The sequence below is a fragment of the Pseudomonas sp. CDFA 610 genome (genome assembly GCF_021147865.1).
GTDB classification, from domain to species: Bacteria; Pseudomonadota; Gammaproteobacteria; order Pseudomonadales; family Pseudomonadaceae; genus Aquipseudomonas; species Aquipseudomonas alliivorans.
This window is the reverse complement of record NZ_JAGTPM010000005.1, coordinates 310,800-323,812: the sequence shown is the minus strand read 5'-3', so window position 1 is coordinate 323,812 and position 13,013 is coordinate 310,800. Positions and strand designations below refer to the sequence as shown.

Annotated in this window: 17 protein-coding genes; 9 read left to right on the top strand and 8 right to left on the bottom strand. The window is 59.5% G+C overall.

Annotation, left to right across the window (positions count from 1 at the left end; translation table 11 throughout):
- Positions 1-111: 111 nt before the first annotated feature.
- The 3 genes from rnk to cyaY all read right to left on the bottom strand — a co-directional run bounded on the left by rnk (position 112) and on the right by cyaY (position 1,241).
- Entirely contained in the window at positions 112-519 is a 408-nt protein-coding gene (gene rnk, locus KDX39_RS11540; protein ID WP_231660454.1) for a nucleoside diphosphate kinase regulator, read from the bottom strand.
- A gap of 138 nt (positions 520-657) precedes the next feature.
- On the bottom strand, positions 658-909 hold the full coding sequence (locus KDX39_RS11535) for a DUF1289 domain-containing protein (protein ID WP_442964536.1): 252 nt from the start codon (positions 907-909) through the stop codon (positions 658-660).
- Positions 909-1,241, bottom strand: coding sequence for an iron donor protein CyaY (gene cyaY / locus KDX39_RS11530; RefSeq protein ID WP_004887389.1), 333 nt, complete (start codon positions 1,239-1,241; stop codon positions 909-911). The genes KDX39_RS11535 and cyaY overlap by 1 nt, the downstream gene beginning before the upstream one ends.
- A gap of 238 nt (positions 1,242-1,479) precedes the next feature.
- Between cyaY and lptM the strand changes: the two genes are divergently transcribed.
- Genes lptM through KDX39_RS11500 form a run of 6 tightly spaced genes read left to right on the top strand, consistent with a single transcriptional unit; the run spans position 1,480 to position 6,056 of the window.
- Complete coding sequence (gene lptM / locus KDX39_RS11525; RefSeq protein WP_004887391.1) at positions 1,480-1,629, top strand: LPS translocon maturation chaperone LptM; 150 nt, start codon at positions 1,480-1,482, stop codon at positions 1,627-1,629.
- A 9-nt stretch (positions 1,630-1,638) separates the two neighbouring features.
- A complete protein-coding gene (gene lysA / locus KDX39_RS11520; protein ID WP_210041932.1) occupies positions 1,639-2,886 on the top strand; it encodes a diaminopimelate decarboxylase in 1,248 nt (415 codons plus the stop codon).
- A 4-nt stretch (positions 2,887-2,890) separates the two neighbouring features.
- Positions 2,891-3,721, top strand: coding sequence for a diaminopimelate epimerase (dapF, locus tag KDX39_RS11515; protein ID WP_184322384.1), 831 nt, complete (start codon positions 2,891-2,893; stop codon positions 3,719-3,721).
- Positions 3,722-3,734: 13 nt separating this feature from the next.
- Positions 3,735-4,469, top strand: a complete 735-nt coding sequence (locus tag KDX39_RS11510) for a DUF484 family protein (RefSeq protein ID WP_099228885.1) — start codon at positions 3,735-3,737, stop codon at positions 4,467-4,469.
- A gap of 2 nt (positions 4,470-4,471) precedes the next feature.
- Entirely contained in the window at positions 4,472-5,371 is a 900-nt protein-coding gene (xerC, locus tag KDX39_RS11505; RefSeq protein WP_184322385.1) for a tyrosine recombinase XerC, read from the top strand.
- Positions 5,364-6,056, top strand: coding sequence for an HAD family hydrolase (locus tag KDX39_RS11500; RefSeq protein WP_231660452.1), 693 nt, complete (start codon positions 5,364-5,366; stop codon positions 6,054-6,056). The genes xerC and KDX39_RS11500 overlap by 8 nt, the downstream gene beginning before the upstream one ends.
- Before the next feature lie 78 nt (positions 6,057-6,134).
- Here KDX39_RS11500 and sutA read toward each other — a convergent pair whose 3' ends face one another.
- The 4 genes from sutA to glnK all read right to left on the bottom strand — a co-directional run bounded on the left by sutA (position 6,135) and on the right by glnK (position 8,942).
- The gene (gene sutA / locus KDX39_RS11495; RefSeq protein ID WP_004887402.1) at positions 6,135-6,464 is read right to left on the bottom strand and encodes a transcriptional regulator SutA; all 330 of its coding nucleotides are present in this window, start codon (positions 6,462-6,464) and stop codon (positions 6,135-6,137) included.
- 99 nt (positions 6,465-6,563) lie between these two features.
- The gene (locus tag KDX39_RS11490; protein ID WP_025993253.1) at positions 6,564-6,989 is read right to left on the bottom strand and encodes a secondary thiamine-phosphate synthase enzyme YjbQ; all 426 of its coding nucleotides are present in this window, start codon (positions 6,987-6,989) and stop codon (positions 6,564-6,566) included.
- A 242-nt stretch (positions 6,990-7,231) separates the two neighbouring features.
- Positions 7,232-8,569, bottom strand: coding sequence for an ammonium transporter (locus tag KDX39_RS11485; RefSeq protein WP_004887406.1), 1,338 nt, complete (start codon positions 8,567-8,569; stop codon positions 7,232-7,234).
- Positions 8,570-8,603: 34 nt separating this feature from the next.
- On the bottom strand, positions 8,604-8,942 hold the full coding sequence (gene glnK / locus KDX39_RS11480) for a P-II family nitrogen regulator (protein WP_002555808.1): 339 nt from the start codon (positions 8,940-8,942) through the stop codon (positions 8,604-8,606).
- Positions 8,943-9,361: 419 nt separating this feature from the next.
- On the opposite strand from glnK, the gene KDX39_RS11475 reads away from it, so the two are divergent.
- A complete protein-coding gene (locus KDX39_RS11475) occupies positions 9,362-9,628 on the top strand; it encodes an accessory factor UbiK family protein (protein ID WP_231660451.1) in 267 nt (88 codons plus the stop codon).
- Positions 9,629-9,638: 10 nt separating this feature from the next.
- Here the strand turns inward: KDX39_RS11475 and KDX39_RS11470 are convergent, their stop codons facing one another.
- Positions 9,639-10,580, bottom strand: a complete 942-nt coding sequence (locus KDX39_RS11470; RefSeq protein ID WP_257107837.1) for an AraC family transcriptional regulator — start codon at positions 10,578-10,580, stop codon at positions 9,639-9,641.
- A gap of 363 nt (positions 10,581-10,943) precedes the next feature.
- Between KDX39_RS11470 and KDX39_RS11465 the strand changes: the two genes are divergently transcribed.
- Both KDX39_RS11465 and KDX39_RS11460 read left to right on the top strand, forming a co-directional pair.
- Positions 10,944-11,927 carry an aldo/keto reductase gene (locus tag KDX39_RS11465; protein ID WP_099228924.1) on the top strand — a complete coding sequence of 328 codons (984 nt, stop codon included), beginning with the start codon at positions 10,944-10,946 and terminating at the stop codon, positions 11,925-11,927.
- Positions 11,928-12,240: 313 nt separating this feature from the next.
- Positions 12,241-12,864: a hypothetical protein gene (locus KDX39_RS11460; protein ID WP_231660535.1), complete on the top strand. Its 624-nt coding sequence runs from the start codon at positions 12,241-12,243 to the stop codon at positions 12,862-12,864.
- The last annotated feature ends 149 nt before the right edge of the window (positions 12,865-13,013 follow it).

Sequence of the window (13,013 nt, the reverse complement as noted above, 5' to 3'; positions counted from 1 at the left end):
CAGTCGTCACGCTCAGCGTAAACCGACCCAATGGGACGCAGAGCGTCCCGGACTGCACGCCAAAGCGGAGCATCGGCACGATCAGATACATTGATCGTTCTTCACCAAAGCTTACTGGTATTTGCCCGCCGCTTCCGGCTGATACTCGACCGCAAGCAGGTTAAGTTTCAGGGTCTTGCCGCCCGGCGCGGGCCAGTCGATGTGCTGGCCGACCTGCAGGCCGAGCAATGCCGAGCCCATCGGGGCCAATACCGAAACCGTCCCTTCGACACCCGCATCCTTCGGATAGACCAGCGTGAGGTGATAGTCCTTGCCGCTGCTCTCTTCGCGGCAGTGCACGCGGGAATTCATGGTCACCACGCCGTCTGGAACTTCATCGTGACCGACCACCTGCTCGGCACGATCCAGCTCGGCCTGTAGCGCCTGGACACCTGGCGTGGAGTCGTCCTGACTGTCGATCAGGCTTTCAAGACGCTGTACGTCGAGCCGGGTGAGGATGAGTGAAGGGGCAGTGTTCATGATCTGGGCAGACTCCTTTTTCCACGCGTGATAAAAGCAAAACCCCGCCGGGCTGGGCGGGGTTTTGGTGGGCCTCTCTTCAAGAGAAGCAGGTTCTGACACTAACACAGCCTAATAAATACACAACCCGACGAGGCGTCAGCCCGCAATCTTGCCCGACTCGGCATGCGCCCGGCGCTGATCGGCCTGATGACGGATCTGGCGGCGGCGGTCATCATCGGCCGAGCGCCACTCACGGATGTCTTCGACATGGCGAAAGCACCCCAGACAGACCTTTTGCTCATCCAGCCGACACGTGCTGATGCACGGCGATGGCACGGCCGGGCTGACATTGCTGAACAACGGCTTGGGCGGTCTTACGGTGGCAGGCTGAGAATTCTGGCTCACAATCAGATCTCGTCGAAGTCCAGCTCGGTGCCGGCCTGTTCAAGCGTCATACGGGCAAGCATCTCGCTCAGCAGCTCATCGCTCGTGTCGCAGACCCATCGGCTCTCGACTTCGTCGTAATCGAAGTGAAAACCGCCGGAGCGGGCGGCCAGCCACAGCTGACGAAGCGGCTCCTGGCGACTGAAGATCAGTTGGGAGCCGTTTTCGAACTTGACGGTCAACACGCCGGCCGAGTTTTCAAGGTCCACGTCCAGGCCACTCTCATCGAACACATCTTCCAGATTTTGCTGGGTGGCATCGACCAGATCATGGAAGCGGGCTTCGGTCAAACTCATTGCGGGAACCTCGGAAAATGTCTACTGAAAGCGCAGTGAAGGCACGATACGGACGCCACCCGCCAAATGCAAAGCATACCCTTCATTGACACCGGGCTGACGCAATAATCCGGCGTAACCGGCCATTGCCTGCACAATCGCGTCAAAACCCCGCCGGACGGGAGGAGCATCACATAGGCAAGCCGCCGGGGGGTGGGTATACTCGGGCGCAATTAATGCTTTTACAAAGGATTTCGCCATGAAGCGCCTGATCTCTTCGCTTGCTGCGCTCGTCGCGGTTGCTTGTCTTGTTACAGCCTGTGGCCAAAAAGGCCCGCTGTACCTGCCGGATGACACCAAGTCTCCCGATGAACAAGCCAAATCGCACTCGTCGCACAAGCATCTTTAAGGGAATCCCATGGACGCCTTCAACTACCGCGACGGTGAGCTGTTCGCGGAAGGTGTAGCTTTGTCTGCCATTGCCGAACGCTTTGGCACACCGACCTATGTCTACTCACGCGCTCACATCGAAGCGCAGTATCGCGCCTACACCGACGCTCTGGACGGCATGCCGCATCTGGTCTGCTTCGCGGTCAAGGCCAACTCCAACCTGGGCGTGCTAAATGTTCTGGCCCGCCTCGGCGCAGGCTTCGACATCGTCTCGCGTGGCGAACTGGAGCGCGTTCTGGCGGCAGGCGGCAAGGCCGAGAAAATCGTGTTTTCCGGCGTCGGCAAGACCCGTGAAGACATGCGTCGCGCCCTGGAAGTCGGCGTGCACTGTTTCAACGTCGAGTCCACCGATGAGCTTGAGCGTCTGCAGAGCGTTGCGGCCGAACTCAATGTCCGTGCGCCGATTTCGCTGCGTGTGAACCCGGATGTCGACGCAGGCACCCACCCGTACATTTCCACCGGCCTTAAAGAAAACAAATTCGGTATCGCCATTGCAGACGCTGAAGACGTTTACGTACGCGCCTCGCAGTTGCCGAACCTTGAAGTGATCGGCGTCGATTGCCACATCGGCTCGCAGCTGACCACGCTCGAGCCTTTCATCGACGCACTGGATCGCCTGCTGGATCTGGTCGATCGCCTGGGCGACTGCGGCATTCATCTGCACCACATCGATCTGGGTGGCGGTGTGGGCGTTCGCTATCGCGATGAAGAGCCACCGTTGGTGGCGGATTACATCAAAGCTGTGCGCGAGCGTCTGGCCGGGCGTGATCTGGGCCTGATGTTCGAGCCGGGGCGCTTCATTGTCGCCAACGCGGGCGTGCTGCTGACCCGTGTCGAATACCTCAAGCATACCGAGCACAAGGATTTCGCCATCGTCGATGCGGCCATGAACGACCTGATCCGTCCGGCGCTGTATCAAGCCTGGATGGACGTCACGGCAGTGCGCCCGCGCGAAGGCGTTGCACGCCCGTATGACATCGTCGGACCGATCTGCGAAACCGGTGACTTCCTGGCCAAGGGCCGCGAACTGACGCTGGCCGAAGCTGATCTGCTGGCTGTGCATTCGGCCGGCGCGTATGGTTTCGTCATGAGTTCGAATTACAACACGCGCGGTCGTGCTGCCGAGGTACTGGTGGACGATACGCAGGCCTTTGAAGTGCGTCGTCGCGAAACCGTGGCCGAGCTGTTCGCTGGCGAAAGCCTGCTGCCGGAGTAACCCCATGCTGCTGCGTTTTACCAAAATGCACGGGCTGGGTAACGACTTCATGGTCCTGGACCTGGTGAGTCAGCACGCGCATATTCTGCCCAAGCACGCCAAACAGTGGGGCGACAGGCACACCGGTGTCGGCTTCGATCAGCTGTTGCTGGTCGAGGCGCCGAACAACCCGGACGTGGACTTTCGCTACCGCATCTTCAATTCCGACGGTTCGGAAGTCGAACAATGCGGCAACGGCGCGCGCTGCTTCGCCCGTTTCGTGCTAGACAAGCGTCTGACTGCCAAGAAGCAGATCCGCGTCGAGACGAAAAGCGGCATTATTGAACTGGATATCCGCAGCGACGGCCAGATCAGCGTCAACATGGGTCCGCCACGCCTGATCCCGGACGAGATTCCGTTTCAGGCTCCAGCGCAGGCCACGAGCTACACCCTCGATGTGGACGGACAGAGCGTTGAACTGGCCGCCGTTTCGATGGGCAATCCGCATGCGGTACTGCGGGTGGATGACATCAACAACGCCCCGGTTCACGCGCTGGGCCCGAAAATTGAGCATCACCCGCGCTTTCCGGCACGGGTCAATGTCGGGTTCCTGCACATTGTGGATCGCCAGCGCGCGCAATTGCGCGTCTGGGAACGCGGTGCCGGGGAAACACAGGCGTGCGGTACCGGCGCTTGCGCAGCGGCAGTGGCCGCCATCACCCAGGGCTGGATGATGTCGCCATTGCTGATCGACTTGCCCGGCGGGCGGCTGTCCATTGAATGGGCAGGCCCGGGGCATCCTGTGATGATGACTGGCCCGGCCGTCAGGGTTTACGAAGGCCAGGTTCGTCTTTGAGTGAGCATATGTGATGACCGATCAGCCTCCGGCTTCAACCGGCACCCCCAGCGAATCGCCTGCCGATAGCGCAGCGCCAAACCTTGAAGCAGAGGCGGTCATCGCCTTTCTGCTGCAGCATCCGGATTTCTTCGCCGAGCACGACGAACTGCTGGTGTCGATGCGCATTCCGCACCAGCGTGGTGACACGGTGTCGCTGGTCGAGCGACAACTCAAGCTGCTGCGCGAGCGCAACATCGAGATGCGCCATCGCCTTTCGCAGCTGATGGACGTGGCGCGGGACAACGACCGGCTGTTCGAGAAAACCCGTCGCCTGAATCTGGCGCTGATGGATGCCACCAGCCTGGATGAAATTGTCATCGCCGTGGAAGACAGCCTGCGTCAGGACTTTCAGGTGCCCTATGTCAGCCTGATCCTGTTCAGTGACACCCCCATGCCGGTTGGTCGCTGGGTCAGCAGTGCCGAAGCGCAGAAGACCATCGGCGGGCTGATCGGCGAAAAGGTCGTATGCGGTGCTCTGCGTGAGCACGAGCTGGCGTTTCTGTTCGGTGCAGAGCAGGGCAAGGAAGTCGGCTCGACCGCCATCGCCAGCCTGAATCATCTGGGCCTGCATGGCGTGCTGGCCATCGGCAGCCGCGACCCGCAGCATTACAAAAGCTCGGTCGGCACCCTGTTCCTCAGCTACATTGCCGACGTGTTGAGCCGCCTGCTGCCCCGCTTCGCCCACTCGCTGCGTTCGGTCCGCTAGCCATGGAACAGCATCTGGACGCCTACTGCATGCACCTGCGCAGTGAGCGGCAGGTGTCACCCCACACGCTGGAAGCCTATCGACGAGATCTGGACAAGGTGCTGGCGTTCTGCAAAAAAAACCAGCTGTCCAGCTGGACCTCGCTGGACATTCAGCACTTGCGCAGCTTCACGGCCCGCCAGCACCAGCAGGGTCAGTCTTCACGCAGCCTCGCACGCATGCTTTCCGCAGTGCGTGGTTTTTATAAGTACCTGAACCGCGAAGGCGTATGCCAGCACGACCCGGCAAACGGCCTGTCGCCCCCCAAGGGGGAGCGTCGCCTGCCCAAGACGCTGGACACCGACCGAACCTCGCAACTGCTGGACGGGGCGGTCGAAGATGACTTTCTGGCACGCCGCGATCAGGCCATTCTGGAGTTGCTGTATTCCTCGGGCCTGCGTCTATCGGAACTGACGGGACTGAACCTGGATCAGCTCGACCTTCGTGACGGTCTGGTGCAAGTACTCGGCAAGGGCAGCAAGACCCGCGTGCTGCCTGTCGGCAGCAAGGCCCGTCAGGCGCTGGAAGCCTGGCTGCCGCTACGTGCACTGGCCAATCCGCAGGACGACGCCGTGTTCATCAGCCACCGAGGCACACGCCTGGGACCTCGTGCCGTGCAAAACCGGGTCAAGGCCTTCGGCGAGCGCGAACTGGGGCAGAACCTGCACCCGCACATGCTGCGTCACTCCTTCGCCAGCCATTTGCTTGAATCCTCGCAGGACCTGCGCGCCGTGCAGGAACTGCTGGGCCATGCCGACATCAAGACCACGCAGATATATACCCACCTGGATTTCCAGCACTTGGCTACTGTTTATGACAGCGCTCACCCCCGCGCCAAACGCAAAGGATCTGTAGATGATTAAGCTGGTGACGTTCGACCTCGACGACACACTCTGGGACTGCGCGCCCGCCATCGCTGGCGCCGAAGCTTCGTTGCGCGACTGGCTGGCCGAACACGCGCCCAGGCTTGGGTCTGTGCCGGTGGAGCATCTGTGGGAAATCCGCTCGCGACTGGTCGAGGCCGATCCGTCATTCAGGCACAGGATCAGCGCCCTGCGTCGCCGGGTGCTTTTTCACGCGCTGGAAGACGCCGGTTATGAAGAGGACGAAGCACAGGACCTGGCCGACCAGAGCTTCGAGGTTTTCCTGAAAGGACGTCATCAGGTACAGATATTCCCGGAGGTGCAGCCGACCCTGGAAATCCTCGCCAAAACCTTCACGCTCGGCGTGATCACCAACGGCAATGCCGACGTGCGCCGACTGGGGCTGGCGGACTACTTTTCCTTCGCACTGTGCGCAGAAGACCTGGGCATCGGCAAACCGGATCCGGCCCCGTTCCTGGAGGCTTTGAGGCGCGGCAATGTGGACGCCAGTGCCGCCGTGCATGTCGGCGATCACCCCAATGACGACATCGCCGGCGCTCAGCGCGCAGGCATGCGGGCCATCTGGTACAACCCGCAAGGCAAGGCCTGGGATGCCGATCAGCTGCCGGACGCGGAAATTCACAACCTGTCGCAATTGCCCGAAGTGCTGGCCCGCTGGGCCTGAAATCAGAAGCTCCTCAAAACGCAGCCAAGAAAAAGCCCGCAGCGACGGCGGGCTTTTTCTCATACGACATCTGCTGCCTTAGATAGGGCGGCTGCCGTATTTGTTGTCAGGCTTCTTGGGCGGATCGGCGACCACGTTGGCCTCCACTTCCTGCACCTTGCCACCACGCGCCAGGAATTCCTCCATGGCACGCGCAAGAGCATCACGCTCCTTGTTCTTGGCTTCTACGCTGGGCAGCTCGTCGACCGAAACTGCAGCCTTGGCCTTGCCTTTGGCAGCCGGTGCCGAAGGCTCGGCATCATCTACCTCGGCAACGTCGTCTTCGGGAGCAGCGGCAAGTTCCTCACCGTCGTCCTCGCCTTCCAGGTCGTCTACCAGATCGTCGTTGTCGTTGTCGTCGTCGCTCATGTTGTACCTCATGACTTGCGAAAGCAGATTAGTTATAGCCCAGCAGCCCCAAGAGTTTAAAGCTGCCGGAAAAAATTCAATAACCACTGACCCCAGCGGTTATATCCATTCACCCTGAAGAGTGGCCAGGACGTTACGAGAACCACCTGCATCTCGATGTTCGCCCAGGTAAACGCCTTGCCAGGTGCCCAGCGCCAGTCGCCCTGCCGTAACCGGCAACAGCAACTGGCAGCCCAGCAGACTGGACTTGAAGTGCGCGGGCAAGTCATCAGGCCCTTCATCGTTATGTTCATGTCCGGCCACGCCCTGGGGCACCAGCCGGTTGAAAAAACGTTCGAAGTCACGACGTACCGCCGGATCGGCATTCTCGTTGACGGTCAACGAGGCCGAGGTATGTTGCAGCCACAAGTGCAGCAGACCGACTCGACAATCCCGCAGCTGAGGCAAGCCTGCCAGTATCTCGTCAGTAACCAGATGGAACCCGCGAGGCCTGGCCCGCAAGGTAATTCCGGATTGATGCCACATACCGTTCTCCGCACCTTCGGCGCGCATTCTAACTCGCCTGAGAAAAAAGCAAAGCGCGCAATAAACCGGCTTCCCTGCAAGTTAACGAAGACTGTCGTGACAACGTTACAAGCACTGCGCCATGCTGCCGAAATCATTGACGCGGGCACATCAGTGACAGCAGAAATTCGCGGTTTATCCGCAAACGTCAGACAAAAAAATGCCCGGCAAACCGGGCATTCTTTTTTTCAGCGCAGCGGCTTTTACAAGTTGTAGCCACGCTCGTTGTGTTGCGCAAGGTCCAGACCGACAGACTCTTCTTCTTCGGTGACACGCAGACCCATCACCGCGTCCAGCACCTTGAGGATGATGAAGGTCACGATGGCCGTGTAAACGACAGTGAACGCGACACCTTTGAACTGAATCCAGACCTGAGCGCCGATGTCGGTCACAGTGCCGAAGCCGCCCAGTGCAGGCGCTGCGAAAACGCCGGTCAGGATCGCGCCGACGATACCGCCGATACCGTGCACGCCAAATGCGTCCAGGGAGTCGTCGTAGCCGAGTTTGCGTTTCAGGCTGGTGGCGCAGAAGAAGCAGATCACGCCTGCCGCCAGACCGATGATCAGTGCGCCCATCGGGCCGACAGTGCCGGCTGCTGGCGTAATAGCCACCAGACCTGCAACCACACCCGAGGCGATGCCCAGAGCGCTTGGCTTGCCGTGGGTCAGCCACTCAGCGAACATCCAGCCCAATGCAGCAGCGGCGGTCGCGATCTGAGTGACCAGCATCGCCATGCCCGCAGTGCCGTTGGCAGCTGCAGCAGAACCTGCGTTGAAGCCGAACCAGCCTACCCACAGCATTGCTGCGCCGATCAGGGTGTAACCCAGATTGTGCGGAGCCATCGGGGTGGTAGGGAAGCCTTTACGCTTGCCCAGTACCAGACAGGCGACCAGACCGGCTACACCGGCGTTGATGTGCACAACGGTGCCGCCAGCGAAGTCCAGAACGCCCCAGTCCCACATCAGGCCACCGACGCCGCCCCAGACCATGTGGGCGATTGGCGCGTAGACCAGGGTGAACCAGATGCCCATGAAGATCAGCATCGCGGAGAACTTCATGCGTTCTGCGAAGGCACCCACGATCAGGGCAGGTGTGATGATTGCAAAGGTCATCTGGAAGGTGACGAACACCGCCTCAGGGAACAATGCCGCAGCGCCGGTAATGCTCGATGGCGTGATACCCGCCAGGAACGCTTTACCCATGCCGCCGAAGAAGGAATTGAAGTTGACGACGCCGGCTTCCATACCGGTGGTGTCAAACGCGATGCTGTAGCCGTAAACAACCCACAGGATGCTGATCAGGCCGGTGATGGCAAAACACTGCATCATCACGGACAGGATGTTTTTCGAACGAACCATGCCGCCGTAGAACAGGGCGAGGCCGGGGATGGTCATGAACAGGACCAGAGCGGTCGCCGTCAACATCCAGGCCGTGTCGCCGGAATTGAGCACGGGCTCGGCCACCGGGTCAGCCGCCAGGGCCAGACCAGGTACTGCAAGGGACAACAGGGCTCCTAGCCCTGCGAATTGACGCAGAGTCATATTGTTTTCTCCTGGGGCGTTGGGGTTTGGCGGCTTAAATTGCGTCGGTATCGGTTTCGCCGGTACGGATGCGGATGGCCTGTTCCAGATTGACCACGAAAATCTTGCCGTCACCGATCTTGCCGGTGTTGGCGGCCTTGGTTATGGCCTCGATGACGCGATCCAGATCCTTGTCATCGATGGCAACATCGATCTTCACTTTTGGAAGGAAGTCGACAACGTATTCAGCACCGCGGTACAGCTCAGTGTGACCCTTCTGACGCCCGAAGCCTTTGACTTCAGTGACGGTGATGCCCTGCACGCCGATTTCCGACAACGACTCGCGGACGTCATCCAGTTTGAACGGCTTGATGATGGCAGTGACTAGCTTCATGAAAACTTTCTCCCGAATTGGTGGACTTGCCCCAGGAAAACAAACCCGACTCAAGTCTAAGCGCAGTGTCTGGCTTTGTAACGCGTCGGTCGCCTGATCGGGCCAGACCAACGCCAGAAAACCGCTTCTGACGAAACACTTCCCCGCTCCGCCTGCCGCACTGCATTCGTCACAGCGACTGCATCAGTGCATGGGTCACAAGCCTCTAAGCAGAAAGCTTGCCATCTCACGAATATTCATCAAATACAGGTCCTTGGGCCGCCTTGATGCTGTCCAGACCCGGCATAGCGAATAAGAACGCACAAACGTGGTGCATACGTGCACGCCTGACTGCTCCATAAGCGCGCACTCCCGCCCCTGTCAAATGACTATAGATACTGCGTGCTACACTGCCGTGCATCTGATTCAGGAAAACCATCATGCTCGCGCCCAAAGCTTTCCTCGACGCCCTCAGCGGCCACGCATCGCGCCTGTTCAACGGCGAAACCCCCGTGCCTCGCAGCGAATTCGAAACCCAGTTCAAGGCCCTGCTGCAAAGCGGCTTCAGCAAACTGGATCTGGTCAGCCGCGAAGAGTTCGACAGCCAAATGGCCGTCCTCGCCCGCACCCGCGCCCGCCTGGAAGCGCTGGAGGCCAGGATGGCCGAGCTTGAAGAGAAAATAGGGCCGGTTGAAAAGGCTGAGTGATTCACCCGCCTCACGCAGGTGCTGGCTGATCGCCAAACTGCCGCGCCTGCCTTATATCGCGTGAGGGCGGCGCCCCGAAACGCCGGGCGTACTCGCGACTGAACTGCGAAACACTTTCATAGCCGACCCGCAATCCTGCCGTATTCGCGTCAAGCCGCTCGGTGAGCATCAGGCTACGGGCGGCATGCAGGCGCAGCGTCTTCTGATACTGCAACGGACTGGTGCCGGTGAGTTGCCGAAAATTGTGGTGCAAGGTCGAACTGGCCATACCTGCCATCTGCGCAAGGTCGGCAATCCGCAAGGGCTCGGCGTAGTTGCGCTTGAGCCAGTCGATGGCTCGCACAATACCTCGCGAGCGATACCCTTCTCTGACGATCCAGCGCAGCCAGTAGCCCGCATCGCTCAGCAACAGCCGAAGACACACTTCCCGCTTGATCAAATCCGCCATGAGCGCAATTTCCTGCGGCCGATCCAGCAAGGCGACAAGACGGCCGAACACATCGATCAGCTCATCCGATGCTTCTCCCGCAGCGTAACAACGCGTCGGGATACGGCTGTCGACCTCCGGCACGCTTTGAACAATGTCGTGGAGCAACGCCATATCGAGCTTCAGGACGATCGAGAAATAGGGATGTTCGGCGCTGGCACGTATTACCTTGGCCGTGGTGGGAATATCAATGGATGTCACGAAAAAGCTGCCCGGCTCGGACACCACTTCCTCAGTCCCGAAAACCGTGTGTTTGGTGCCCTGGACGATCAACGCCACGCAGGGTTCGTAGACGCAGTAATCCGGCAGGCCCGGCGCCTCCATACGATAGAAAGTCAGGCCCTTGATCACGCTGGGGCAGACCTCCTTACCTGCGGTTATTGCCGTCAGCCGCTCAGTGAGCCGCCTCAGTCCCTCGCCTTCCCGCTCGAAACCGGGTGCAGAAAACGTCAAGGATGGGTTCATGAAGACGACTCTGCGAAGACGAAAACCGCAGTGTGCGCAGAACACGTCATCCGCTCAAGTGCCTCGGCAGGATTGTGCAAAAAGACAATCGGATTGTGATCACGTTGCCCAAAAGCTCTCATCTATCTTGAAGATCTTTCTTATTCCCAAAACCCCTCAAGCAAGGAGCCTGCAATGGATCGACGCGACTTTCTCAGGCTCTCGGCGAGCAGTGCGCTGGCAGCGACAATCCTGCCGATGGCTGCCCAAGCGCAGACATTGAGCAGTGCACCACCCGGCGAGCGCGGCAGCGTACTTCCGACCAAAGGAAAAGTGACGCGTTCTGCCCTGCCGACAAACCCGGCCCAGCACACGCTTCGCTACATGACACCTTACCGACTCGGTATGGGCGGCACGCAGATCGGTAATATCTTCGCCCCCATCAGCGACGAACAGGCCGCAGCCGTTTTGCAGTCGGCCTGGGATTCGGGGGTGCGTCTGTTCGATACATCGCCTTTCTATGGCTTCGGCCTTAGCGAATACCGTCTTGGGCGTTTCCTGCACAACCGAAACCCTGATGATTACGTGATATCCACCAAAGTCGGACGCTTGCTCAAGGCAGCAGGAAAACCTGTCGGCGACAGTTCGATCTGGACCTCTCCGGCGCCTTTCGAGTACCGCTATGACTACACCGCCGAAGGCGCCAGACGTTCTGTAGAGGACAGCCTGCAACGGCTCGGACTCGCACGGCTGGACGTGGTTTACATTCACGATCTCTCGCCAGACAACACCGAACTGCAAGGCGGATGGGAAGCGGCCTACGAGATTGCTCGTACGGGCGCCATGCGCGAGTTGGAGAAGATGCGCGACGAGGGTCTGATCAAGGCATGGGGCTTCGGCATCAATCGGCCCGATGCCGCCGTCCGCGCCGTGGAAAGCGACGATCCGACGCCGGACATCGTCCTGCTGGCGTGCCAATACTCAATCATCGATCACGACCAGGCGCTCAAGCGAACGCTGCCCGCGTTGGCAAAAAAAGGCACCAGCGTCGTGGTCGGCACACCACTCAATGACGGTTTCCTCGGTGGCGGCAAGCGCTTCAACTTCTCACCCGAATTACCGAGCTTTGCCGTCGAACGACGAGCCAAACTGGCGGCCATCGCAGCACGTCACGGCATCGACATGCGCACCGCTGCCCTGCAGTTTGCTGCCGCCCACCCACTGGTTTCAGCCATCATCCCCGGCTCCCGCGTACCGGGACAAATCGCCAGCAATGCCCAGTCCATGAAAGTCGCCATCCCGGCAGAGTTCTGGTCCGAGGCCAAACGTGAACGGGTGATCGCTGAAAACGCGCCGGTTCCCGCCTGACAGCACCGAGCACCAGCAACACATCAAGCCAGCTCAGATCAATGCGCGCCTGGTATCACCTGCCAAGACGCGCTTTCCTGGCACTTTCATGACGACGAATCACAACTGCATCGACGAACTTCGCACGGCGCCTACGGACAACCTGTTTCATCTATCTTGTGAAGGATTACACTTGCCCGTCATTCAAAGGCACGTGTCGGGCTTTGGATTACGTAATAAGTCCTGACATTCAAACTGCCTTTGGAGCCCGGATTCGATGAACCTCAAATCCATCGAAGGAACGGAATCCCTTTTACTGGCAACGGAAGTAAGCATGACATCCCGACCATTCATTTGCCGTAGCCTCACCGCGGCAGCACTTTCGCTTTGCATCGTCCCCCCCACATTCGCCGAGGGCCTGACACTCCACTCCGGCAAGTACGAGCAACTGATGCTGGCTGTGACGCCAGAAGGTCAGATCGAAGGGTTCTATTCAGAAGAACGCGGCGTAGGCACCAACTTCAGTTGCGCCTTTTACCTGCAAGGCAAGACTGAAGCCGGAAAGGCCAGCGCTGTATCCACCTGGCTGGATGAGGTGTATCCGGGAACCGTAGAACCCTCGATTGGCGGTGTGGTTCTGACGATCGAAAAAGGCCAGCAACATCCAGGCTGTATGAACGTGCTCATACCGGACATCTCGACAGGACTCGACCTGAGCAAGACCGAGAGCAAGAAGTGGATCAGCCTGGTCACCATTGCAGCCGACAAGGCCTGGCTGCAGAAAACACCGGAAGCCCATTCCACCCATGGCGCCTATATCGTCGAAGATGATGTGGTTGGCGTATTGGCATTCAAGAATGGGGCAGCGAAAGTCGAGTTCATCAACGACAAGGGGCGATCATTCACGGGCTGGATCGGCCAGGATCAATATGCTCGGGTGAAGGTGCCTGGGGGCTGAAACGGCCTCGGACGCTGCCTACACCTTTATCGGATGGGTCTCCAGACACTTCGCAAAGAGGGCTGACAGCCCCAATTCGATCAACCGTCTAACCTCCTTCCCAGCTGAATACCCAGCTACCGGATTTGGCGATCTGGCTAGGAGGCATA